Source organism: Glutamicibacter sp. NPDC087344 (genome assembly GCF_044744225.1).
In the GTDB taxonomy this organism is placed as follows: domain Bacteria; phylum Actinomycetota; class Actinomycetes; order Actinomycetales; family Micrococcaceae; genus Glutamicibacter.
Window position 1 is genome coordinate 67,862 of record NZ_JBIUXY010000001.1, and the last position, 22,375, is coordinate 90,236.

Sequence of the window (22,375 nt, forward strand, 5' to 3'; positions counted from 1 at the left end):
GCCGGCGGTGGTGGATCAACTCCCCGCGCCGGCAACCCTCCCAGCGGCGGCCACCACACGCCGGGTGCTGTGGTGCGTTCTCGCCGCGGCCCTGCTGCTGGTGGCCTTTGCGCTGAGCCTGATGACCGGCGCCAAACCGATCCCGCCGGGACTGGTTTTCTCGGCGCTGGGCGGCAACGGCGAGCAGAACGAGGTGTATCTGGTGCTCCAGTCGCGGTTGCCGAGGGCGGTTTTGGGAGTGGTGGTCGGGATGGCGCTGGGGGTGGCCGGGGCGCTCATCCAGGCCTTCACCCGCAACCCGTTGGCCGACCCTGGAATCCTCGGGGTGAATGCCGGGGCGGCGTTCGCGGTGACCCTCGGGGTGGCCTTCCTGGGGGTCAGCTCGATCCACGGGTACCTCTGGTTCGCCTTTGCCGGGGCCGGGGCCGTCACCGTGGTGGTGTATCTGCTGGGAACCGCCGGGCGCGGCGGGATTTCCCCGCTGCAGCTGACCCTGGTGGGGGTGGCGGTCGCGGCGCTGCTCGGCGGAATCACCTCCGGCATCATGATCAGTTTCCCCGCGGCTTTCGACCAGATGCGCGATTGGGGCGCGGGCACCATTTCCGGGCGCGACTGGCCGATCTTGCTGGCGGTGCTCCCGTTCATCGTGATTGCGCTGGTACTTGCGCTGATCGCGGCCCCGACGTTAAACGCCGTTGCATTGGGTGATGAACTCGCCCAATCGCTGGGGGCGCGCGTGGTGCGCACCCGCGCCTTGGTGATCATCGCGGTAACGCTGCTGGCCGGGGCCGCCACGGCAGCCGCGGGGCCCATCGGCTTCGTCGGGCTGATGGTTCCGCATGTGTGCCGTTGGCTGCTGGGGCCGGACCAACGCTGGATCCTGGCGCTCACGCTGGTGGCCGCGCCGCTGCTGGTGACCGTCTCCGATGTGCTGGGACGGGTGATCATTGCACCGCAGGAATTGCAGGTCGGCATCGTGACCGCGCTGTTTGGCGCACCGGTGCTGGTAATCCTGGCCCGTCGAGCAAAAATCTCCGGCCTATGAGCGAGGATGTGAAAGCGCACCCCATGACCGACTCCGAGCATCGCGCGGGCAGTGGCGAGCACGTGAACTTCGCCCAGGCCGGGTTCACCCTGCGCCACCGGCTGCTAAACCTGCGTATCTCCCGCCGGGTCGTGTACCTCTGCCTTGCGGTCTTTGCACTGATCCTGGCCACCTGCCTGCTTGCCCTGGTGTGGGGTGAAGCCACCGTGAAGCCCGGCGAGGTCGTTCAGGCATTGCTCGGTTCCGGGACCCGCCGCAGCCACATGGTGGTGGTGCAATGGCGCCTGCCGCGGGTGCTGCTTGCGCTGCTGATCGGGGCCGGCCTGGCGCTGAGCGGGGCGATCTTCCAATCGCTGACCCGCAATCCGCTGGGCTCCCCCGACATCATCGGTTTCTCCACCGGAGCCTACACCGGCGCACTGTTGAGCATCATCATCGGCGCCGGGAGCTACGCATACACCGCGCTGGGCTCGTTTGTCGGCGGGATCGCCACCGCGCTGGTGGTCTACCTGCTCTCCTACCGCCGCGGCGTGGCCGGATTCCGGCTGATCATCGTCGGCATTGGTGTCTCCACAGCGCTGGCGGCAGTCAATACGCTGCTGATTATCCGGGCGGACCTCGACGTGGCCTTGCGCGCCACGGTGTGGGGCGCGGGCACCCTGGCCGGGGCGAATTTCGAGTTGCTGGGGATCGTGGCGCTGATCTGCCTGGCGCTCATTCCGGCGGCGTTGGCCACCGCGCCCACCCTGCGTCAAATAGAGCTGGGCGATGATGCGGCGCGCGCCTTGGGAACCCGGACGCAGCCGCAACGGCTGTATCTGATGTTCATCGGGGTGGCGCTCACCGCCTTGGCCACCGCCGCGGTCGGACCGATCTCTTTTGTGGCCCTGGTCGCCCCGCATATCGCCCGGCGCCTGGCCAAGGCCTCGGGGCCGGCGTTGCTTCCCACCGCCCTGATCGGCGCCTTGCTTTTGCTGATCTCCGACGTGCTCGCCCAGCGTTTGGCCCCGGCCACCCCGTTGCCCGTCGGAATCATGACGGTCAGCCTGGGCGGTTTCTACTTTATTTGGCTTCTAGTCCGTGAATCCAGAAAGGGATAAATGTCCAGGATCACCCCCGAGCCGGGCCTGCGCATCGAGAATGCGACGGTCGGCTACGAGCAACACATCATTTCCAGCGATCTCGATGTGTCGATCCCTGCCGGGAGCTTCACCGTCATCGTGGGCCCCAATGCCTGCGGCAAATCGACGATGCTGCGGCTTCTGGCCCGCCTGCTACCCTCGCGCACCGGTCGCATCTTGTTAGACGGCGCAGATATTTCATCATTTCGCGCCAAGGAACTGGCCAAGAGGCTCGGTTTGCTTCCGCAGTCGGCCATCTCCCCGGATGGAATCACCGTCGCAGAGCTTGTGGCACGCGGGCGTTTCCCGCACCAAACCCTGATGCACCAATGGAGCGGCAGCGACGAGCAAGCGGTAGCCGCCGCGTTGCGCGCTACCAACACCACCGACCTGTCGACGCGGCTGGTGGATGAACTCTCCGGTGGGCAGCGCCAACGGGTCTGGGTGGCTATGGCCTTGGCACAGCAAACGCCCTATCTATTGCTCGATGAGCCAACCACCTATTTGGACATCGCGCATCAGATCGAACTGCTTGAATTGTTCTGCTCGCTGCACGCCCAGGGGCGCACGCTGGTTGCCGTCTTGCACGACCTGAATCATGCGGCCCGCTACGCGACCCACATCATCGCCATGAAAGACGGGCGCATCAGGGCCCAAGGCACACCCCGCGAGGTCATCACCGAGGAGTTGGTGAAGCAGATTTTCGGGCTGGACTGCGCGGTCATCGAAGATCCGATCGCCGGAGGGCCGATGATCATCCCGCACGGCAGCGCAGCCTGCCGCTAATCGCTGCCACAAAGAACCAGAACCCCGCCGGAAATCTCCGGCGGGGTTCTGTTGCGAGTGAAAAGTCTAACGTCCATATCCCCATATTTACGTTGGCCTGTACCCGGAAGCAGGTCTCCCCCAAGAGACAATGTATCAACGGGCCTTCACTGGTCTAAGGCTACAACGAAAACTCCTGTAATGATACGGATTCATTTTAGATTTTCCGAAGTTCTTCATATTACTGAAATATTACGCCCCCTCCCGAGATTGGTCACCGCGTGCCCGGGGATCGAAGCCACGGTTCGAATCTAGGGCTGGGCGAACGATGGCCACCGCGAGGTTTCACCGACGCCAGCGAACCGTTCGCCGACCTCAAAAGCTCAGAACCCTAACCCAGGTAGCTTGAGGCGGGATGCAGAAAACCCGCTCACACTTGCCATTGCGGTCAAAGTGGAACGGGTTACTTTGCGGTGGGCCCTACCGGGATCGAACCGATGACATTCACGGTGTAAACGTGACGCTCTACCAGCTGAGCTAAAGGCCCTCACCATTGACGCTCGAACTTCTTGCGCCAACAGAAAATAACTTTATCCGGAATCCTGCATCCACGCAAGTCAGAGCCTAGTGATGTGCATCTCTACGCCGGTGGTTCAATCTGCGCATCGCGCTTGGGAATGACCACTTCACGCACGATGATCAAGATCGACGCGGTAATGGGGATGGCCAGCAGTGCGCCGAAGAGTCCCATCAGCGCCGCTCCGGTCATCGCGGCGATGATGATCAAAACACCCGGGACATTAACTGCCTTGCCCATGATTCGAGGGGTAACTTGGTACGCCTCCAGCTGGACGTAAATGAAGTACACGATCAGGAAGATGACCGCGGCCGTAGGGCTCATCAGTAGCGCGCCCACCGTGCCGATACACAAAAAGAGCACGGACCCGATCATCGGGATTAACGTAATCAGGAAGGCGACGAGGGCGAACAATATCGCGACCTTGGATCCGAGTATCAGGAAAATAACCAGAACCAATGATGCGTTGATTGCCGAGAGGGTGACAGCTCCCGCGACCACGCGGCCAACGGTGAAGACAATCGCATTGAGGGTCGTCGAGAACCCTTCGCGCCGATAAGCCGGAATCAAACGCGCTACCGCCAGTTTCATCGCGTCAAGGGTGGACACAAAATACAGCGTCAGCACGATCACCAAAAACGCGGAGGAGATGCCGTTGACGATCCCGAACCCAACCTGCAGCACACCCCCGGACAGCGCCAACAGGTTCTGCGCGGTGAAGTAGGTTTCGATGGCGGCCAGTATTTGTTCGCTGGCGCTGAATCCCAGGGTCTCCGACAGCTCGGCATACCAAGAACTTGACTGCATGTCATCGATCGCTTGCGGAATGCTCGCGATGAATGCCGTGAACTGGCTAATGATCGCGGGAACAACCAGCGCAATCACTCCGGCCATGAGCAGGACAAACACCACAATCACCGTGAGCACACTCCAACCGTGGGGCATCCCTCGGCCCTTGAGCGCATTCACCGCCGGAGTCAACCCCAAGGCCAAAAACAGCGCCAAGGTGATGGACATCAGCACCGAGGACATGGAGATGACAACTATTGCCAGCCCGAGTGCGAGCAAGGCCCCGGCGGCCATCACAAACCCCGTGGCAAACGGTTGCCCGGGAACTACCGACAGGCTTTTAGGAAAACTGGTCAAAGCAATAGTGCGCCGCCCGCTGCGGCCCGGTTCACTCGAATGTATGCTCATGTCAGTACCATACCGCCCCGTTGACGAGATTGAACATACTAGATGTTCAAGTTTCCCCTAGTCGTCATGGAAGAAGTGAGAAATGTTTAGCCGTCTAGCCCGGGAGCGCGGCGAGGAACACCATAGACCGATCAGCTTCGCACACCAAGGTCGGGCGAAGAACCGCCCCGGTGTCTTTTAGACCGGATTACAACGCACAAGAAAACCCGCATCCTCGATGGAAATCAAGGATGCGGGTTCCGTGTTGGTGGGCCCTACCGGGATCGAACCGATGACATTCACGGTGTAAACGTGACGCTCTACCAGCTGAGCTAAAGGCCCTAACCACATCGGCTTTTGCAAGCCAACGAGGAATTACTCTACAGAGCTTTTTCGCAACATGCAAATCGGCGCTTTGAGTGCATCCTATTCCCCGTCGATCGCCCGCTGATAGTCGGTCAGATTACGAGGCTCGGTCATGGCACTGGTGAAGATTTGCCGCACGACACCGTCTTCCAGGTAGAGCGAGAGCCTGGTGGCCACCCCCTGGCGTTCGTCGAACGCGCCGGCCAGCCGCGCAACCTGGCCATGGGGCCAAAAATCTGCCAGCAAATCGAATTCGATCCCCATCATTTCGGCATAGTTGCGCAGCGCGAACTTGTGATCAACCGAAATCCCCACGATGCGCACCGATCTGGAGGCGAAGTACTCGAAGTGCTCTTGGAGCTGCGCCAGCTCCGAGCCGCAGACCCTCGAAAAAGCCCATGGATAAAAAACAACCAGCACCCGGCCGCTAGACAGCCCGGTGCTGGTGATTGTTTCGCCGAACTGGTTTTCCAGCGAAAAATCGAACAGGCGCGAACCCGTTTCGATCATCTAGTTCTTCTTGCGAGGTGCCAAACGAATGGCCGACCAGTCGGCCGAGACACCTTCGGTGGTGGTGACGTGCAGACCGGCGCTTGGTGCTTCCTGCTGGATCAACGCTGGGGACACATGCCCCTCGCGACCCTGCTTAGGTGTGAGCAGCCAAACGATGCCGCCTTCACCTAGGTTGCCCAGCGAATCCATCAGTGCGTCGACCAGGTCGCCGTCACCGTCTCGCCACCAGTAAATCACTGAGTCAACAACGTCATGGTCGTCTTCGGTGAGCAATTCTGAACCAATAGTGTCCTCGATCGCGTCGCGAAGATCGTAGTCCACGTCATCGTCGTAACCCAGTTCCTGGATAAGGTCTTCATTCTTGAAGCCCAGTTTCTTAACCGTCTCCAAGTTTGCCGATACGGCGTCGCTCACTTCATTCCTCCTGATGGTGCAAAGCGTTACTACCAACGAAACACCGTTTCGGCGTTCCATTCAAGCGCTGCAGCAATAACACGCCGAATAAATATAACCCACCCAAAGGTGACCCAACACCCAGTGACAGGATCAATCTACCAGTGACTCCTGCACAATGTTGCGCAAGTCACCTCAAATAGCAGATTTAATGGTATTTTGCCCAAAAATCTCGTCGTTTTTCGGTCTTTGGATTCATTAGAGTAGGCAGTGAACCGAGCAGGACACACCACTCCAGTGTTACTGCACCCGATGTCCAATCCCGCTGCATGGCAGAAAATGTCTGCGCCGCAGCGGAGCCGCAATTTCAATCAAGGAGCTTCAGTGGCTGTAGAGGAACACATCTCCCAGATCCGTAGTGGGTTGACATACCAGCTATCAGATCGGGATCCCGAGGAAACCCAGGAATGGTTGGACTCGTTCGACGCTTTGGTCGAAACCCAGGGCACCGAGCGTGCCCAGTTCATCATCCGCTCGCTGCTGCAGCGCGCCGGAGCCAAGTCCGTGGGCGTGCCGATGGTGACCACCACCGACTACGTGAACACCATCCCCGTCGACCAGGAACCTGAGTTCCCGGGCGACGAGCAGATCGAACGCCGTTTCCGCGCCTTCATGCGCTGGAACGCGGCCATCATGGTGCACCGCGCCCAGGAGCCTTCCATCGGCGTCGGCGGACACATCTCCACCTACGCCGGCGCGGCCACCCTCTACGAAGTTGGTTTCAACCACTTCTTCCGCGGCAAGAACCACCCAGGCGGCGGCGACCAGGTCTTCTTCCAGGGTCACGCCTCCCCGGGCATGTACGCCCGCGCCTTCCTCGAAGGCCGCCTGTCCGAAGAGGACATGAACGGCTTCCGCCAGGAGAAGTCGAAGGAAGGCCATGCGCTGCCTTCCTACCCGCACCCGCGCTCGCTGCCGGATTTCTGGGAATTCCCGACCGTGTCGATGGGCATCGGCCCGGCCAACGCGATCTACCAGGCGCAGCTGAACCGCTACCTGCACAACCGCGGCATCAAGGACACCTCCGACCAGCACGTCTGGGCCTTCCTGGGCGACGGCGAGATGGACGAGCCGGAGTCGCGCGGATTCCTGCAGCTGGCCGCCAACGAAAAGCTGGACAACCTCACCTTTGTGATCAACTGCAACCTGCAGCGCCTGGACGGCCCGGTCCGCGGCAACGGCAAGATCATCCAGGAGCTGGAGGCCTTCTTCCGCGGCGCCGGCTGGAACGTCATCAAGGTGGTTTGGGGCCGCGAGTGGGACACCTTGCTCGAAGCCGACAAGACCAACGCCCTGGTCGACGTCATGAACCAGACCCCGGATGGCGACTACCAGACCTACAAGGCCGAGTCCGGCGCGTTTGTGCGCGAGCACTTCTTCGGCCAGCGTCCGGAGACCAAGGAATTGGTCGCGGACTACACCGACGATGAAATCTGGAACCTCAAGCGCGGCGGCCACGACTACCACAAGGTTTACGCCGCCTACAAGGCAGCCACCGAGTTCAAGGGCAAGCCGACCGTCATCCTGACCAAAACGGTCAAGGGCTACGGGCTGGGTTCGCACTTCGAGGCCCGCAACGCCACCCACCAGATGAAGAAGCTGACCCTGGAGGACCTGAAGGGCTTCCGCGATCACCTGCGCATCCCGATCACCGACGAGCAGCTTGAGGCAAACCCTTACCTGCCGCCGTACTACCGCCCGTCCGAGGATTCGGCCGAGTACAAGTACATGATGGAGCACCGCGCCGCCCTGGGCGGATCGGTCCCGTCGCGCCGCCAGGAATCGGACGTGAAGCTGAGCCTGCCGGGCGAAAAGGTTTACGCGATCGCCAAACGCGGTTCGGGCAAGCAGCAGGCGGCCACCACCATGGCCTTTGTGCGTTTGCTCAAGGACCTGATGCGCGACAAGGATTTCGGTCACCGCATCGTTCCGATCGTGCCGGACGAGTCGCGCACCTTCGGCATGGACGCGTTCTTCCCGACCGCCAAGATCTACAACCCGGGCGGCCAGAACTACCTCTCCGTGGACCGCGATCTGGTTTTGGCCTACAAGGAATCCCCTCAGGGCCAGCTGATCCACCCGGGTATCAACGAGGCCGGCGCCGTGGGCGCGTTCACCGCGGCCGGCACCAGCTACTCGACCCACAACGAGCCGCTGATCCCGATCTACGTGTTCTACTCGATGTTCGGTTTCCAGCGCACCGGCGACCAGTTCTGGGCCGCCGGGGACCAGATGGCCCGCGGTTTCATCATCGGCGCCACGGCCGGTCGCACCACGCTGACCGGTGAGGGCCTGCAGCACGCCGACGGCCACTCGCCGGTGCTGACTTCCACCAACCCGGCGGTCATCACCTACGATCCGGCCTACGGCTACGAGATCGGGCACATCATGCGCTCGGGCTTCGAGCGCATGTACGGCGGCAAGCACGAAGATCCAAACGTGATGTACTACCTCACGGTGTACAACGAGCCGATCCACCAGCCGGCCGAGCCGGAAACCGTGGACGTCGAGGGCATTGAGAAGGGCATCTACCTGCTCAAGGAAGCCACCACCGACGGTCCGCGCGCCCAGCTGCTGGCCTCCGGCGTGGCCGTGCCATGGGCGCTTGAAGCCCAGCAGATCCTGGCCGAGCAGTGGGGAGTCTCCGCCGATGTCTGGTCGGTGACCTCCTGGAACGAGCTGACCCGCGACGGCTTGCACGCCGACGAGCAGGTTCTGGTCGATCCGTCCAAGGCCCGCCGGGTGCCGTACGTGACCAAGAAGCTGTCATCGGCCACCGGTCCGTTCATCGCCACCACGGACTACATGCGTGCGGTTCCGGAGCAGATCCGCCCCTACGTCCCGGGTGAGTACCACACCCTGGGCGCGGACGGCTTCGGCTTCTCCGACACCCGCTCCGCGGCGCGCCGCTTCTTCAAGATCGACGCGCACTCCCTGGTGGTGCAGACCCTGCACGCCCTGGTGGAGCGCGGCGAGATCGCTGCCGACGCGGCCATCAAGGCGCACGCCAAGTACGATCTGAACAACCCGAACGCCGGCCAGTCCGGCAATGCAGGCGGCGACGCCTAAACTCCGGGGTTCATCGAGCATCACCCGCCGCAGCCGCCCTGCCCGATCTACATTCGGGCGGGGCGGCTGTTTTCGCCCCTGCCGCAGGGGCCCGGGTCCTTCCCGGCAAGCCCGCGGTGCACCGCTAAACTTGAAGACATGGTCCCAGACAGCGAAGCGTTTTCAGCCGCGCGCACCCGAGGCAACCGCCGCACCCCCAGCGCCGAAACCGTCAAACGGCTCAAAAACCACATCGGGGTGCTCTCCACCAGCGCGCTGAAGTATCTCGACCAGCAGCTGCCCTGGTACCGCTTGCTGGAACCCAATGAGCGGGCGGCCCTGGGTTTGATTGCGCAAAAGGGTATTTCAACCTTCGTCACCTGGTACGAGGACCCCTCCTCCACCCCCTCCTGGGTGGTCACCGACGTCTTCGGCGCCGCCCCCACCGAGCTGACCCGCTCCATCTCGCTGCAAAAGGCGCTGGGGCTGCTGCGCACCATTGTGGAGGTGGTCGAGTCCCAGGTCCCGGACATCGCCCCGGAGCCCGAACAGGCGGCGCTGCGCGAGGCGGTGCTGCGTTATTCCCGCGAGGTCGCTTTTGCCGCCGCCGACGTCTACGCCCGGGCGGCCGAAACGCGCGGCGCGTGGGACTCGCGGCTCGAAGCCCACGTGGTGGATGCGGTGCTGCACGGCGAGGGCCACGATTCGCTCTCCTCCCGGCTGGCGGCCATCGGCTGGAAATCGCAGAGCAACATCCGCATCCTGGTGGGGGTGACCCCGGCGGCCAATTCGGTCAGTTTCGTCTCCGCCATCCGCCGCCTGTCCACCCGCTACGCCCGCGATTCACTGGTCAGCGTGCTGGGTGAACGCTCGGTGCTGATGCTCTCCGACACCAAATTCGAGGAAGCCGACCTGGGGCGGCTCGCCCGGTTCTTCGGCCCCGGCCCGCTGGTGTACTCCCCGCTGGCCCTGACCGTCACCGAGATGCCGCAGGCCGCCCAGGCGGCCATCGCCGGGTACGCCGCGGCCGGAGCGTGGCCGCAGGCGCCAAACCCGGTGGGGGCCGACGATCTCTGGCCCGAACGCGCCTTCAATGGGGATCAGCTGGCCCGCACCGCGCTGCTCGAACGGATCTACCGGCCATTGCAGCAGGCTTCCAATGGGCTGTTGGAAACCCTGTCCAGCTACCTGGCCCTGGGGCACTCGCTGGAGGGGACCGCGCGCGGGCTTTTTGTCCACGCCAACACCGTGCGCTACCGGCTCAAACGGGTCAGTGAAATCACCGGGTGGGATCCGCTCTCGCCCCGGGATGCATTTGTGCTGCAAAGCGCCCTGGTGATCGGGCGCCTGAGCGAGTGAGCCCGCGACCCTTTTGGCGGTTCCGTACAGTCGGCGCACCGTCATGTGGTGGCATTACATGGGAATTTTCGCGCCCCATGCGCTAGGCTTTTGTAGGAAACCTACAAACCATGGCTGCGAGCTTGGTGCGCGACCGCGCGCCACGCGCCAGCATTTTTTGGAAAGCTGTAAGAGTGTTAGCAATCGTATGCCCGGGACAGGGCTCCCAGACCCCAGGTTTTCTTTCCGAGTGGCTCGACGTCGACGGCGTGCGCGAGCACCTGGCCGCACTGAGCGAGATCACCGGCCGCGACCTGATCGAGCACGGCACGCTCTCCGACGAGGAGCAGATCAAGGACACCGCGGTGGCGCAGCCGCTGATCGTGGCCGCCGGACTGATCACCGCCCGCGCCCTGCTGGGCCGGCAGCTGCCGGAGAACACGATCCTGGCCGGGCACTCGGTCGGAGAAATCACCGCCTCGGCACTGGCCGGCGCGCTGAGCGAAACCGACGCGATGAACTTTGTCCGGGTACGCGCCAACGCGATGGCCCAGGCCGCCGCCGCCACCCCCACCGGAATGGCCGCCGTGCTCGGCGGCGATCCGCAGGAAGTCCTTCAGCGCCTGGCCGAGCTGGGCCTGACCCCGGCCAACGCCAACGGCGGAGGGCAAACCGTCGCCGCCGGCACCTTGGAGCAGCTCGCGGCCCTGGGTGAAAACCCGCCGGCCAAGGCCCGGGTGATCCCGCTGAAGGTTGCCGGCGCATTCCACACCGCCCACATGGCTGGCGCGCTGGGCGAACTGGCGGAACTGGCCGCCACACTGTCCCCCGCCGAGCCGAGCACCACCTTGCTCTCCAACTTCGATGGGGCCCCGGTGGCCTCCGGGGCGGCGAACCTGGACTCTCTGGTCGCCCAGGTCTCCCGCCCGGTGCGCTGGGATTTGTGTATGGAGACGCTCGCCGCCCAAGGTGTCACCGGCATCCTGGAATTGGCTCCGGCCGGCACCCTGGTGGGCCTGGCCCGCCGCGGCCTGAAGGGCGTGAAAACCCTGGCACTCAAATCCCCGGCCGATCTTGAGGCGGCGCGCGAGTTCATCGCACAGCACACCGGCAACTAGGCAAAAGCCTGCGCAAACCAAAAATTTTCGCCCGCCTAACGCGTCATCGCTCAAGCGGTGAGGGCCACCTGGCCTAAGCTTTAAGCGGTGAAACCGTTTGGGCGCCCCGCGCGGGGCGCCCAAATAGTTTCGATAAGTCGGATACTGCCCCGCCCTGGCGGGTATGAATCCAGAAGCAACGACCGGAATGTTCCGGCATCATGAGAAAAGGAGCCATCCATGGCTAGCAACGAAGAAATCCTCGCAGGCCTCGCCGAGATCGTGAACTCGGAGACCGGCCTGGACGAAGCAGACGTGCAGCTGGACAAGTCCTTCACCGAGGACCTGGACATCGACTCGATCTCGATGATGACCATCGTCGTTGAGGCCGAGGAAAAGTTCGAGGTCAAGATCCCGGACGAGGAAGTCAAGAACCTGAAGACCGTGGGCGACGCAGTCAGCTTCATCGCCGGCGCCCAGGCCTAGCACTTTTGCGCCCGCACCAGCGGTGTGGGCGCCACCGTTGTGCGGGCAAGCCGCGCACACCGGCCGGTACGTCAAGCCGGCCCCACTTACCTTTTTAACAACAATGTTGTACCCCAGTAGAGAGTTTGATGATGGCGCGCAAAGTAGTGATCACCGGTCTCGGAGCCACCACCCCCATCGGCGGGGATGTCCCTACCCTGTGGGAGAACGCCCTCAAGGGTGTGTCCGGCGCCGCAACCATGGACGACAGCTGGGTTGAGGAATACGACCTGCCGGTGACCTTCGCCGCCCGCGCGTCAGTGCAGCCCTCCGAGGTGCTCACCCGCCCGGAGACCAAGCGCATGGACCCGTCCACGCAGTTCGCCGTGGTCGCGGCCCGCGAAGCCTGGGCCGACTCGGGACTGTCCAAGGACGACGTCGACCGCAACAAGCTGGCCGTGGCCTTTGCCACCGGCATCGGCGGAGTCTGGACCTTGCTGAACGCCTGGGACACCCTGAAGGAAAAGGGCCCGCGCCGGGTGTTGCCGATGACCGTGCCGATGCTGATGCCTAACGGCCCGGCCGCCGCAGTATCGCTGGACCTGGGTGCCGCCGGCGGCGCGCACACCCCCGTGTCCGCCTGCGCTTCGGGCACCGAGGCCATGCACGTGGGAATGGAGCTGATCCGCGCAGGCAAGGCCGACGTGGTGATGGTCGGCGGCGCGGAAGCCGCCATCCACCCGATGCCGATGGCGGCCTTCGCCTCCATGCACGCGCTTTCGCGCCGCAACGACGATCCAGCCAAGGCCTCGCGCCCGTATGACATCGACCGCGACGGCTTCGTCATGGGTGAAGGCGCCGGCGCCCTGGTGCTGGAATCCGAGGAGCACGCGCTGGCCCGCGGCGCCCGCATCTACGCCGAGCTGGCAGGCTCGTCGGTCACCGCCGACGCCTACCACATCACCGCCCCGGATCCCGAGGGCCTGGGCGCCACCCGTGCGCTGAAAGCCGCCATGTACGACGGCCGCATCCAGCCCGAGGACGTGGTGCACGTCAACGCGCACGCCACCTCCACCCCGGTGGGCGACAAGCCGGAATACACCGCACTGAAGGCGGCGCTGGGCGATCAGCTGGAGAATGTGCTGGTTTCGGCCACCAAGTCGCAGATGGGCCACCTGCTCGGCGCTTCGGGCGCCGTGGAGTCCGTGTTGACCACGCTGGCCATCTACCACCGCAAGGCCCCGGTCACCATCAACCTGGACAACCAGGATCCGGAAATTCCGCTGAACGTGGTCACCGGCGCACCGGCCGACCTGCGGGCCGAAGGCACCATCGTCGCGCTGAACAACTCGTTCGGCTTCGGCGGGCACAACGCCGTCGTCGCCATCCGCAGCGTCTAGCACCACCCGCTCTGCCCCAGGGGCCGGAACCGGACACCCGGTTCCGGCCCCTGGATCTTAACCGGGTTTAAACCGGGTTTTACCCCCGGGAGCTTGTCGCGCGGTGCCCGGGATTGTTAGGCTCACATCCCAGAGGCCAGCTACGCTACCGCACCAGGAGTCCGAAAATGCGCACCATCATCGCCACCGCTTTCATCTCACTGGACGGCGTGGTTCAAGCCCCGGGCGGCGAAAGCGGCTACCGCAGCTCCGGATGGACCATGACCTCGGTGCCGTTCGATCCCGCGGCGTATGAGCTGAAAGGGACCGAGCAGCAGGAGGCCACCGCGCTGCTGCTGGGGCGCCGCAGCTACCAGGCCTTCGCCCCGATCTGGCCGCAGATGACCGAGGAATTCCCCGGGTACAACGCCATGCCCAAATACGTGGTCTCGACAAGCCTTGGCGCCAAGGACCTGGTGCACAACTGGGGTGAGATCACCATCCTGCGATCGGCGGCCGATGTCGCCCGGCTGCGCGCCGGCGAGGGCGGCCCGATCAGCATCCACGGGTCGGCGACGTTGATCCATTCCCTCCAGGAACACCAGCTGATCGACCGGTACCACCTGCTGGTGTTCCCGGTGCTGCTCGGCGCCGGCAAACGGCTGTTCAGCGACGCGGACCTGCCGGCCCAGAAGCTGAAACTCGTCGATTCCGCCGTGTACGCCAACGGCATCCAGAAAAACGTCTTCGACGTGCTGCGCTAACGCCCCGGCGGCTCACAGGTAGGGCCTGGTGATCAGCTCCAGGTAGTGGCCGGAAGGGTCCAGCAGGTACACCCCGCGCCCGGAATGCTCCGTGTTGATCTGCCCGGGACGTTGGCGCTGCGGGTCGGCCCAGTGCTCGATGCCCTCCGCGCAGATGGAGCGGTAGGCGCGGTCGAAATGCGCGTCGTCCAGCAGGTAGGCGTAGTGCTGGGGCGGAAAACTTTGCGGCGGCGCAGCGAATTGAAGCAAAACACCACCGGCTATGGTGATGTTCTCAAACGGCCCCCAGGACGGTTGCCGGGTGGCTTCGAGCAGGGCCAGATAAAACGTTGCCATCTGCGTTGGATCGTGCGAGGCGATAATGGTGTGATTAAAATACGCGGTCATGATTCCCTTGTCTGTACGAATGTTCAGGTGCGTGGACAAACGGGCAGCGGGTGGAGCGCGGATCAGGGAACGACCAGGTAGCCGTTCCGGGAGCGGCCTGCGGCGGCCAGACTGGTTTTCATCATGCCCAGCCTAACACCGGGCAGCAATATCTGGCCACACACAACATGCGACCCCCTGACTGCTGGGATCGCATGTTGTTTTTTGGTAACAACCCCGCACCACCGGGGCTGGATCCGGGCCAGTGGGCACCGACTCGGAGACTTGATAACCAGTGGCTAAACCACCTGGTTGAGCCATCGAACAGGGGCGTTCTCACCTGCGTGGCGGAATGGTTCAAGTTCTTCGTCCCAGGCTTCACCCAGGGCGATGGACATTTCCTGGTAGAAGATGGAGGGGTTGCCGTCGCCCTTTTCATAGGCCCAGCGGATACGTTCCTCGCTGACCATCACGTTGCCTGCCGTGTCGACGGTGGCGTGGAAGATCCCCAGATCCGGGGTGACCGACCAGCGGCTGCCATCGACTCCGGGGCTCGGGTCTTCGGTGATCTCAAATCGCAGGTGCTGCCAGCCATGGATTTCACTGGTCAGCAGCGCTCCGGTCCCCTGGGGGCCCATCCACTCAATTTCGGCGCGACGAAATCCGGGTGCTGCGTGCTGTTCGGTCCATTCCATCTTGACCGGTGTTCCGAGCACGGACCCGATTGCCCATTCCAGATGTGGGCATAGTGCAGCAGTGGCGGAATGAATAAAAATTACGCCCCTGGTCATCGGTGCAGACATGCCATCCTCCGTACGGTGTTGATCGTCTTCCCCTACGTCAACATCGTGCTGGTGCAGCAACCGCCGATACTTCCATTTTGCCCGATGAACAGCACTTTTCGCTACTCGGAAGGGCGATTTGCAGAGAATCGGAAGAAACGCCTAGGCCCGCGGGTGCGCCTGCTGGTAACTTTGCCGCAATCGGTCCACGGAAACATGGGTGTACAGCTGCGTGGTCGCCAGCGAGGAGTGGCCCAGGAATTCCTGAACCGCGCGCAAATCCGCCCCGCCGTCCAACAGGTGCGTGGCCACGGTGTGGCGCAGGGCGTGCGGCCCGCTCGCCGAGGTATCCCCCAAGGATTTCAGCGCCCGGGCGATCACCTCGCGGGCTTGGCGAACGTTCAGCCTGGCGCCGCGCACCCCGACCAGCAGCGCGCCGCGGGCCTTGTCCTCGTCGGCCAAGACCTTTCGATGGGTCAGCAGCCAGCTGGTGAGCACCCGCTGCGCCGGACTGCCGAAGGGCACCATACGTTCCTTGTTGCCTTTGCCGAGCACCTTCAGCGTGCGCCGGGTGAAGTCCAGGTCTGCAACATCCAGGGAAACCAGCTCGCTGATGCGAAGCCCCGAGGCGTACAGCAGTTCGGCGATCACCCGGTCGCGGGCGTGGATCGCCAGCTGCTGCTCGCTCAGCTGTATTCCGGCGGGCGTTTGCCCGGTACCCGGTTGCCCGGTGTCCGGCGAATCCTGCCGGCTGGCGCCCGCGGCGGGCTGGTCCGCGGGATCGGCCAGCAACCGGTCGATTTGCCCGGGCTGCAGCACCTGCGGCAGGCGCCGCTCCTTCTTCGGGGCCGCCAATCGCAGGGCCGGATCCTCGGGAACCAGCCGGTGTTTGAGCGCCCAGGCGAAAAAGTTCTTCACCGAGGAAATCCGGCGGGCGATGGTGGTGCGGGAAATCTCGGCTTCGTACATGCCTGCAAGCCATTCGCGCAGCATGAAGACCTGGACCTGCGCAGGTGTGAGCACCTGGTGCGTGCGGTGGACAAACACCGCCAGGGAGCGCAGGTCGCCCTCGTAGGCGCGCAGCGTGTTCTCACTGCGCCCTCGCTGCAGGCGCAGGTAGTCGAGGTAGTCGGCGACCGGTTCGGCAAATTGCGCCGGGGGTTGCGGGGTGTCGGGGCTCGGGTGCGTCATCTCTTCGAGAATACCGCGTGAACCGGCCCTAGCCGCGCACCAGTTTCCATCCGGCCTCGCTGCGCACCGCCAGCCCGCGCCGTTCCAGTTCGGATAGTCCGCGGAGCGTTTGCAGGATGCTCACCCCGCTGCGGGCGGAGAGCTCATCCGGGCTGAGGGTTTTACGCATGGGGAGCACATCGTAGAGCAGCGCCTGTTCGGTGCTCAGCGAATCGGCCGGGTAATGGCGCGGATCTGCCGGGTCGGCCGGCACAGCGCCGGGCACCTGGTCGGCGGGCAGGTCCAGCAGTTCGACGGCGTCGGCCGGGCTGGACAGCAGCGCGGCCGCCGAGGCCCGTATCAGCCGGTGGGTGCCCGCGGAATTGGGTGAAAACACGCTGCCCGGCACCGCCGCGACCTCGCGGCCCAGCTCAAGGGCGTGGCCGGCGGTATTCAGCGCGCCGGAGCGGTGCCTGGCCTCGGTGACGATGGTCAGCCGGGAGTAGGCGGCGATGAGCCGATTGCGATTCAAGAACCGGAAGCGGGTGGGGGTGCTGCCCGGCGGCACCTCGGAATACAGCACCCCGCGGGCGATCACCTCTTCAAGCAGGGTATGGTTCCCTGCGGGATACAGCCGGTCCGCTCCCCCGGCCAGGATCGCGATGGTCGGCGGATTGGGGAAGTCCCATTCCCCGGTGGCCAACGCCGCGCGGTGAGCGGCCGCATCGATCCCGTACGCACCGCCGGAGACCACGGTGATTCCCTGGCGCCCCAGGGCGCGGGCCAGCTCGACGGTGACCTGGTTGCCGTAGTCGCTGGCGTCGCGCGAACCAACCACGGACACCGTATGCGTCGGGCGCTGCGTGTGCAGCCAGTGCGGTGATCCGGCCCGCCACCACAGGCACAGCGGCCGGGCGAATCCCAGATCGTCCAGCTGGGCCGGCCACCCCGGGTCTTGGCGGCTGAGCAACCCGCCGCCCAAGCGTGCGATGCTCTCCAGCGCGGCGTGCGCGTTGGCGTAGGGCAGCCGCTTGCGCCAGCGGGTCAACGATACCCGCAGGTCCTGCGCGGAGTTCGGCTCCGGCTGCCGGCCGGTGAGCTGGGCCAGCCCGGATTCCAGGCCGGAGGGCACATGGTCCTCCCGGTGGATCAGCGCGAGCAATTCGGCCGGGCTCATCAGTTCCAGCAGGGCGGTGGCGGTCAGGTCGTTCGGTTCGATGAGCTGGTTCAGCTGCGCAAAACACAGGGTGTGCGCCGGAATGCCCACGGCGTCGTGCCGCCGGGGTCCAGGTTCGGGGGTGCTGCTCACGGTGGGGTTCCTTTCCCGCGAAGGTTAAACGCCATTGAGGTTTTGGCGCAGGTGGGCTGCCAGGTCCACGTCGCCCGGGTCGGGCCGGTCATGGCCCTGGAGATCGGCGATGGTCCAGGCCACCCGGAGCAACCGGTCGGTGGCCCGGGCCGACAGCTCGGCACGCGCGGCGGCGGAGTCCACCGCCTGGCCGGTGGCCGCCGGGTAGCTCAACTCGTGGCGCAGGATCCGGGTAGGCAGCGCGGCGTTGCACCCGATCCCGTATGTGCCCAAGCGGTGGGCCGTGCGCTCACGGGCCGCCAGGACACGCTCGCGCACCACGGCACTCGACTCGCCCGGCGGCGCGCCAAAAAGCTGGGACCCGGTCACCGGATTCAGCCGAACCTGCAGGTCGGTCCGGTCAAGGATCGGCCCGGATAACCGGGAGAAGTAGCGCCGGCGGGCCATCGGGGTGCAGGTGCACCCGGTCCCGGTGCCATAGTTCCGCCCGCAGGGGCACGGGTTGGCCGCCATGATCAGTTGGAACCGGGCCGGAAGTTTGCTATGCCCGCGGGTGCGATCAAGGGTGATGCTGCCGGCCTCCAGCGGCTGGCGCAACGCGTCGAGCACCCCGGAGTTGAAGTGGGCCACCTCGTCCAGGAACAACACCCCGTGGTGGGCGCGGGTGATCGCACCGGGGATCAGGCGCCGGGTTCCGCCGCCGATCAGCGCGGACAGCGAGGCAGTGTGGTGCGGGCAGATGAATGCCGGAATCCGGCGCAGCTCGGTGATGGGGGCGAGCGCCCCCTGGGTGATTGAATGCACCGCGGTGGCCTCCAGCGCTTGCATCTCGTTCAGCGGCGGGAGGATCGTGGGCAGGGCGCTGGCCATCAGGGTTTTTCCTGCGCCGGCCGGGCCCACCATGATCAGGTGGTGTCCCCCGGCCGCGGCGAGCTCCAGGGCCAACCGCGCTTCGTGCTGCCCGGTGACCAGCGACAGGTCGGTTGCCTCGGGCTCCCGGGGGCCGGCAGGCGGGGCCGTCGCGGTGCGGTGGCGCAGGGTGATTCTCAGGGCGCCGGCCTGCGCCCCGCAGTGGACGAGCACCTGGCCCAGGTGGTCGGCCGCGAAAACACTGGCCCCAGGAACCAGCCGGGCCTCGGCCTCGTTGCCGCGCGCCACCACCAGGTTGTCAAATCCCAGCGCGAGCGCCAATTGCGCGGCCGGAAGCACCCCGGGCACCGGCCGCAGCATCCCGTCCAGGCCCAGCTCTGCCAGGTACACGGTATTCGGGGGCGCGGCCAGTTGCCGATCCGCGCTCAGGGCGGCAATCAGGATCGCCAGGTCGAAGGCCGAACCGAATTTCGGCAGCGTCGCCGGGCTGAGGTTCACGGTGAGTTTGCGGTTGGCGACGGGCATGCCGGTATTCCGGGCGGCCGCCTTGATCCGTTCGCGCGCCTCGTTCAGCGACGCATCGGGCAGCCCCAGGATCACAAAACCGGGGATGCCGTTGCCCAGGTCGGCTTCCACCTCCACCAGCGCCGGCTGCACACCGTGAAATGCCACCGCGTAGGTGCGGGCGGTACTCATGAGCGCACATCTTTGAGGTGGCGGCAGCTCAGGGAGCCGTCGGGGGCGGGATAAACCTCGATCACGTCCACCCGGGGCGCCGGGCAGTAGCTGCCGTGGGCCTGGCACCAGGCAATCAGCAGGCGTTGCAGCCTGGCGAACTTGGCCGGGTGCACCGCGTCGAATCCGGTACCGAACCTCATCGACGAGCGGGTCTTGACCTCAACGGCGGCCAGCGCACCGGCCGGGTCCCGGGCCACCAGGTCCAGTTCGCCGAATCGGCAACGCCAATTGCGCTCCAGGATCCAGTAGCCGGCCGCAATCAGGAACTCGGCCGCCGCCGCCTCCCCGCGGTCCCCGAGCTGTTGCTGCGTGGTTCTCATCGCCGCCTCCATAGGTATTTGCCGGTGCGTGTGAGAACCATTGTCAAACGCGGCGCCAAGGCGGCGGCGGGCGGGGTGGCGGATTGTGGAGAACCCGGTGATTAGGTTTCCAGACCGTCCTTGGGGATCTGCAGTTCGTCGCGGGTAAGCTCCTCGATATTGACGTCCTTGAAGGTGAGCACCTTCACCGCCTTCACAAAACGGCCCTGGCGGTAGATGTCCCACACCCAGGCGTCGGTGAGGGCGAGCTCGAAGTAGACCTCGCCGGCGTTGGACAGCGTTTTCACGTCCACCTGGTTGGCCAGGTAAAAACGGCGTTCGGTTTCCACCACGTAGTTGAACAGCCCGACCACGGTTTTGTACTCGCGGTAGAGCTGCAGCTCCATGTCGGATTCGTAGTTTTCTAGTTCGTCGCCAGCCATCATTTTGCCTTCGTGTCGGTGGCTTTACCTTGGTCCGAGTCGGGGTCCGAAGTCAAGTTCCAGCTTGTGCGGTGGTACACGCAGGGTCCGAGTTTGCCGATCGCCGCGCGGTGGGCGGCGGTCGCGTAGCCCTTGTTGACTTCCCAGCCGAAGTCCGGGTGTTCGGCGGCCAGCTCGATCATGAGCTGATCGCGTTCGACCTTGGCCAGGATCGAGGCGCCGGCGATTCCCTGGCAGGTCATATCCCCCTTGATCACGGTGCGCACCGGGGTGTGCAGGCCGACCGGTTCGCGGTCATCGGCCAACAGGTCGAACAAGTCCTGCTCCGGTGCGGTGAGCCAATCGTAGCTGCCGTCCAGCAGCACCGCCTGGGGTGCCACCGCGCAGTGTGCCACCGCGCGGGTTCCGGCCAGCCGCAGCGCCGCGGTGACCCCCAGCTCGTCGACTTCCTTGGCCGTCGCATGCCCCACCCCGTAGCCGGCGGCCCAGTCGCGCACCGGCTGAACCAGCGCCTGGCGGGCGGCGGGAGCCAGCAGCTTGGAGTCGCGCAGTTCCGGGAATTCTGCGACCGCCTGGATGTCGATCACACACACCCCGACGCTGATCGGCCCGGCCAGCGCGCCGCGGCCTACCTCGTCGACGGCGCCGATGAAACGCACCGAGTGTTCGGCGGCCAGCGCACGTTCGTGTTCAAGGGTGGTGGGATTGGAGGAGGACATCTCAGGACCCCGGGGTCGGGACGGAGTCGAAAACTTCCTTGTGGGAGTCGATGCTCCCCCAGCGCGAGGCCGGCCAGGAGATGATCGAGGCCTTGCCCTGCACCGAGTCCACGTCCACGAATCCGCCCTGCACGTCCGGGTGGAAGCGCGAATCGGCGCTTTCGGCGCGGTGATCGCCCATCACCCAGAGTTTGCCTTCCGGCACGGTGACCTTAAAGGCCATGTCGCTGGGGTTATTGCCGGGGTAGATGTACGGCTCGGTAATGGGGGTGCCGTTCACGGTGAGCAGCCCATCCGCGGTGCAGCATTCAACGGTGTCACCCGCGGTGCCGATGATGCGTTTGACCAGGTACTGCTCGCCCGCGGCCGGTAGGATCCCCACAAACGACAGGGCGGATTCCACCGCGGTGGGCTGGGACTGCAGCGGCGGCAGCCAATCCAAGTCGTCGCGGAACACCACCACGTCACCGCGGTCGAGCTCGAAGGGGCCCGGCACCATGAGGTTGGCGAAAATGCGGTCGTTGATCTGCAAGGTGTTTTCCATGGAGCCCGACGGGATGTAGTAGGCGCGGAAGAAGAAGGTCTTGATCACGAAGGACAACACCAGGGCGATCGCGAGGATGATCACGACCTCTCGGATGAAGCGCCAAAGTTTGTAGAGCGGTCCGCCCTGCTGCGGGCTTTCGGCTGATTCGGCGCTCACGGCTGAGTCTGCCCCTTTCACTGGTGGTCGATGACTCTATCTTACGTAGCCGCGCTCCAACCACGAGCCAGTGGCGCGCTGCACGGCCAAAATCACCCGAACTTTTGCGTGTGTGCCCGGCGGGGTGGCGGCCGATCAAACACCTGCGGCCGGTGCCGCGCAACGCGGTACCGGCCTGGCATGGTTTTGGGTCGGCTACCCCGAGGGGGTGCCGACGGTGGCCGGGGCCGGGGAGGCCGGGCCGGCGCTGTCGGTGAAGTCCAGCGGGATCTGCCCGGCCGGCTTGTCCTCGGCCAGCGCAGTTTCAACGGCGTCGCGCTGGGCGGGATCGACCGCCAAGGTTATTCCACCGGTGTTCGGGTTCAGCGTGTAGGCGTGGATTGAGGTGCGCAGCTGCGTCGGCTGCGTCGCCTGCCACGCCATGATCTGCGAAATCCCCGCGCGCAACTCGTCGCTGCTGAACTGCGTGAGGTGGCCCACCGCCCCCGCATCCTCAACCGTTTTCAGCGCGTCGTCGCTGGTCACCGAGACGTTCAGCTGCCCTTCCTGGATCCAGCCCTGCACGTACGCTTCCCCCAGCTCCTGCGCTAAGTGCTCGTTGGTTGCCAGCAGTGCGTTTTGATCCACGGTGGCTGCTCCGCTGCTCGAATTCTGGGTTGCGCTTGGGTTTTCGGTGCCTTGGGCCGCTGGTTCCTGAGCGCCGCACCCGGCCAACACCAGCCCCGCGACGGCCACCGAGGCCGCAAGGGCCAGCGGGCTCGTTACTGTTTTTCTCATCTTTTACCTCGTCTTCTGGCGCGTCGTTGAGCGCGCCTGGACTGCCACTGTCCCGAGCCTAGCGTGTGTTGCGTAAAGCCAGCTCAGTGGCA

Annotated in this window: 22 protein-coding genes and 2 tRNA genes; 9 read left to right on the forward strand and 15 right to left on the reverse strand. The window is 64.8% G+C overall.

Annotated features, from left to right (window positions below; genetic code table 11):
* Window positions 1-10: 10 nt before the first annotated feature.
* From ACIOWL_RS00355 to ACIOWL_RS00365, 3 genes are read left to right on the forward strand one after another with little or no spacing between them, the layout of a single operon-like run.
* Window positions 11-1,045: a FecCD family ABC transporter permease gene (locus ACIOWL_RS00355; RefSeq protein ID WP_400380241.1), complete on the forward strand. Its 1,035-nt coding sequence runs from the start codon at window positions 11-13 to the stop codon at window positions 1,043-1,045.
* Window positions 1,042-2,145 (forward strand): FecCD family ABC transporter permease, encoded by a 1,104-nt coding sequence (locus tag ACIOWL_RS00360; protein ID WP_400380244.1) that lies wholly within the window; start codon window positions 1,042-1,044, stop codon window positions 2,143-2,145. The genes ACIOWL_RS00355 and ACIOWL_RS00360 overlap by 4 nt, the downstream gene beginning before the upstream one ends.
* Entirely contained in the window at window positions 2,146-2,952 is an 807-nt protein-coding gene (locus ACIOWL_RS00365) for an ABC transporter ATP-binding protein (RefSeq protein ID WP_400380247.1), read from the forward strand. It begins immediately after the preceding gene.
* 453 nt (window positions 2,953-3,405) lie between these two features.
* On the opposite strand, the gene ACIOWL_RS00370 is transcribed toward ACIOWL_RS00365, so the two are convergent.
* The 5 genes from ACIOWL_RS00370 to ACIOWL_RS00390 all read right to left on the reverse strand — a co-directional run bounded on the left by ACIOWL_RS00370 (window position 3,406) and on the right by ACIOWL_RS00390 (window position 5,977).
* Window positions 3,406-3,478 (reverse strand) — tRNA-Val (locus ACIOWL_RS00370).
* 93 nt (window positions 3,479-3,571) lie between these two features.
* Window positions 3,572-4,705: an AI-2E family transporter gene (locus ACIOWL_RS00375; RefSeq protein ID WP_400380250.1), complete on the reverse strand. Its 1,134-nt coding sequence runs from the start codon at window positions 4,703-4,705 to the stop codon at window positions 3,572-3,574.
* 245 nt (window positions 4,706-4,950) lie between these two features.
* A tRNA-Val gene (locus ACIOWL_RS00380) sits at window positions 4,951-5,026 on the reverse strand.
* An 84-nt stretch (window positions 5,027-5,110) separates the two neighbouring features.
* Entirely contained in the window at window positions 5,111-5,560 is a 450-nt protein-coding gene (locus tag ACIOWL_RS00385; protein WP_400380252.1) for a redoxin domain-containing protein, read from the reverse strand.
* Entirely contained in the window at window positions 5,561-5,977 is a 417-nt protein-coding gene (locus ACIOWL_RS00390; protein ID WP_400380255.1) for a DUF3052 domain-containing protein, read from the reverse strand. It lies immediately after the preceding gene.
* A gap of 318 nt (window positions 5,978-6,295) precedes the next feature.
* Between ACIOWL_RS00390 and aceE the strand changes: the two genes are divergently transcribed.
* The 6 genes from aceE (at window position 6,296) to ACIOWL_RS00420 (ending at window position 14,107) form a co-directional block, all read left to right on the forward strand.
* Window positions 6,296-9,085, forward strand: coding sequence for a pyruvate dehydrogenase (acetyl-transferring), homodimeric type (gene aceE, locus ACIOWL_RS00395; RefSeq protein WP_400381517.1), 2,790 nt, complete (start codon window positions 6,296-6,298; stop codon window positions 9,083-9,085).
* Window positions 9,086-9,223: 138 nt separating this feature from the next.
* Window positions 9,224-10,423, forward strand: a complete 1,200-nt coding sequence (locus ACIOWL_RS00400; protein ID WP_400380258.1) for a PucR family transcriptional regulator — start codon at window positions 9,224-9,226, stop codon at window positions 10,421-10,423.
* A 173-nt stretch (window positions 10,424-10,596) separates the two neighbouring features.
* On the forward strand, window positions 10,597-11,520 hold the full coding sequence (locus ACIOWL_RS00405) for an ACP S-malonyltransferase (protein ID WP_400380261.1): 924 nt from the start codon (window positions 10,597-10,599) through the stop codon (window positions 11,518-11,520).
* Between the two features lie 219 nt (window positions 11,521-11,739).
* On the forward strand, window positions 11,740-11,985 hold the full coding sequence (locus ACIOWL_RS00410; RefSeq protein WP_188947790.1) for an acyl carrier protein: 246 nt from the start codon (window positions 11,740-11,742) through the stop codon (window positions 11,983-11,985).
* A gap of 131 nt (window positions 11,986-12,116) precedes the next feature.
* Entirely contained in the window at window positions 12,117-13,364 is a 1,248-nt protein-coding gene (gene fabF, locus ACIOWL_RS00415; RefSeq protein ID WP_400380264.1) for a beta-ketoacyl-ACP synthase II, read from the forward strand.
* A 167-nt stretch (window positions 13,365-13,531) separates the two neighbouring features.
* Window positions 13,532-14,107: a dihydrofolate reductase family protein gene (locus tag ACIOWL_RS00420; protein WP_400380267.1), complete on the forward strand. Its 576-nt coding sequence runs from the start codon at window positions 13,532-13,534 to the stop codon at window positions 14,105-14,107.
* 12 nt (window positions 14,108-14,119) lie between these two features.
* Here the strand turns inward: ACIOWL_RS00420 and ACIOWL_RS00425 are convergent, their stop codons facing one another.
* From ACIOWL_RS00425 to ACIOWL_RS00470, 10 genes are all read right to left on the reverse strand, one after another.
* Window positions 14,120-14,494 (reverse strand): VOC family protein, encoded by a 375-nt coding sequence (locus ACIOWL_RS00425; RefSeq protein WP_400380270.1) that lies wholly within the window; start codon window positions 14,492-14,494, stop codon window positions 14,120-14,122.
* A 278-nt stretch (window positions 14,495-14,772) separates the two neighbouring features.
* Window positions 14,773-15,276: a DUF3145 domain-containing protein gene (locus ACIOWL_RS00430; protein WP_400380273.1), complete on the reverse strand. Its 504-nt coding sequence runs from the start codon at window positions 15,274-15,276 to the stop codon at window positions 14,773-14,775.
* A gap of 141 nt (window positions 15,277-15,417) precedes the next feature.
* A complete protein-coding gene (locus ACIOWL_RS00435) occupies window positions 15,418-16,446 on the reverse strand; it encodes a tyrosine recombinase XerC (protein WP_400380276.1) in 1,029 nt (342 codons plus the stop codon).
* 28 nt (window positions 16,447-16,474) lie between these two features.
* Window positions 16,475-17,734 carry a DNA-processing protein DprA gene (locus ACIOWL_RS00440; protein WP_400380279.1) on the reverse strand — a complete coding sequence of 420 codons (1,260 nt, stop codon included), beginning with the start codon at window positions 17,732-17,734 and terminating at the stop codon, window positions 16,475-16,477.
* 24 nt (window positions 17,735-17,758) lie between these two features.
* Entirely contained in the window at window positions 17,759-19,300 is a 1,542-nt protein-coding gene (locus ACIOWL_RS00445) for a YifB family Mg chelatase-like AAA ATPase (RefSeq protein ID WP_400380286.1), read from the reverse strand.
* Window positions 19,297-19,662 carry a YraN family protein gene (locus ACIOWL_RS00450; RefSeq protein ID WP_400380288.1) on the reverse strand — a complete coding sequence of 122 codons (366 nt, stop codon included), beginning with the start codon at window positions 19,660-19,662 and terminating at the stop codon, window positions 19,297-19,299. The genes ACIOWL_RS00445 and ACIOWL_RS00450 overlap by 4 nt, the downstream gene beginning before the upstream one ends.
* A gap of 101 nt (window positions 19,663-19,763) precedes the next feature.
* The gene (locus ACIOWL_RS00455) at window positions 19,764-20,084 is read right to left on the reverse strand and encodes a DUF2469 domain-containing protein (RefSeq protein ID WP_400380291.1); all 321 of its coding nucleotides are present in this window, start codon (window positions 20,082-20,084) and stop codon (window positions 19,764-19,766) included.
* Window positions 20,084-20,803 (reverse strand): ribonuclease HII, encoded by a 720-nt coding sequence (locus ACIOWL_RS00460; RefSeq protein WP_400380294.1) that lies wholly within the window; start codon window positions 20,801-20,803, stop codon window positions 20,084-20,086. Before ACIOWL_RS00460 ends, ACIOWL_RS00455 begins: the two co-directional genes overlap by 1 nt.
* A 1-nt stretch (window position 20,804) precedes the next feature.
* A complete protein-coding gene (gene lepB / locus ACIOWL_RS00465; protein ID WP_400380297.1) occupies window positions 20,805-21,506 on the reverse strand; it encodes a signal peptidase I in 702 nt (233 codons plus the stop codon).
* 195 nt (window positions 21,507-21,701) lie between these two features.
* On the reverse strand, window positions 21,702-22,283 hold the full coding sequence (locus ACIOWL_RS00470; protein WP_400380300.1) for a hypothetical protein: 582 nt from the start codon (window positions 22,281-22,283) through the stop codon (window positions 21,702-21,704).
* Window positions 22,284-22,375 lie beyond the last annotated feature (92 nt).

What these genes read in the sequence shown, in the direction of transcription:
- ACIOWL_RS00360 (WP_400380244.1), top strand. Translation starts at nt 1,042, where the DNA reads ATGAGCGAGGATGTGAAAGCGCACCCCATGACCGACTCCGAGCATCGC.
- ACIOWL_RS00365 (WP_400380247.1), top strand. Translation starts at nt 2,146, where the DNA reads ATGTCCAGGATCACCCCCGAGCCGGGCCTGCGCATCGAGAATGCGACG.
- ACIOWL_RS00375 (WP_400380250.1), bottom strand. Translation starts at nt 4,705, where the DNA reads ATGAGCATACATTCGAGTGAACCGGGCCGCAGCGGGCGGCGCACTATT.
- ACIOWL_RS00385 (WP_400380252.1), bottom strand. Translation starts at nt 5,560, where the DNA reads ATGATCGAAACGGGTTCGCGCCTGTTCGATTTTTCGCTGGAAAACCAG.
- aceE (WP_400381517.1), top strand. Translation starts at nt 6,296, where the DNA reads ATGTCTGCGCCGCAGCGGAGCCGCAATTTCAATCAAGGAGCTTCAGTG.
- ACIOWL_RS00400 (WP_400380258.1), top strand. Translation starts at nt 9,224, where the DNA reads ATGGTCCCAGACAGCGAAGCGTTTTCAGCCGCGCGCACCCGAGGCAAC.
- ACIOWL_RS00410 (WP_188947790.1), top strand. Translation starts at nt 11,740, where the DNA reads ATGGCTAGCAACGAAGAAATCCTCGCAGGCCTCGCCGAGATCGTGAAC.
- fabF (WP_400380264.1), top strand. Translation starts at nt 12,117, where the DNA reads ATGGCGCGCAAAGTAGTGATCACCGGTCTCGGAGCCACCACCCCCATC.
- ACIOWL_RS00420 (WP_400380267.1), top strand. Translation starts at nt 13,532, where the DNA reads ATGCGCACCATCATCGCCACCGCTTTCATCTCACTGGACGGCGTGGTT.
- ACIOWL_RS00425 (WP_400380270.1), bottom strand. Translation starts at nt 14,494, where the DNA reads ATGACCGCGTATTTTAATCACACCATTATCGCCTCGCACGATCCAACG.
- ACIOWL_RS00430 (WP_400380273.1), bottom strand. Translation starts at nt 15,276, where the DNA reads ATGTCTGCACCGATGACCAGGGGCGTAATTTTTATTCATTCCGCCACT.
- ACIOWL_RS00435 (WP_400380276.1), bottom strand. Translation starts at nt 16,446, where the DNA reads ATGACGCACCCGAGCCCCGACACCCCGCAACCCCCGGCGCAATTTGCC.
- ACIOWL_RS00445 (WP_400380286.1), bottom strand. Translation starts at nt 19,300, where the DNA reads ATGAGTACCGCCCGCACCTACGCGGTGGCATTTCACGGTGTGCAGCCG.
- ACIOWL_RS00450 (WP_400380288.1), bottom strand. Translation starts at nt 19,662, where the DNA reads ATGAGAACCACGCAGCAACAGCTCGGGGACCGCGGGGAGGCGGCGGCG.
- ACIOWL_RS00455 (WP_400380291.1), bottom strand. Translation starts at nt 20,084, where the DNA reads ATGGCTGGCGACGAACTAGAAAACTACGAATCCGACATGGAGCTGCAG.
- ACIOWL_RS00460 (WP_400380294.1), bottom strand. Translation starts at nt 20,803, where the DNA reads ATGTCCTCCTCCAATCCCACCACCCTTGAACACGAACGTGCGCTGGCC.
- ACIOWL_RS00470 (WP_400380300.1), bottom strand. Translation starts at nt 22,283, where the DNA reads ATGAGAAAAACAGTAACGAGCCCGCTGGCCCTTGCGGCCTCGGTGGCC.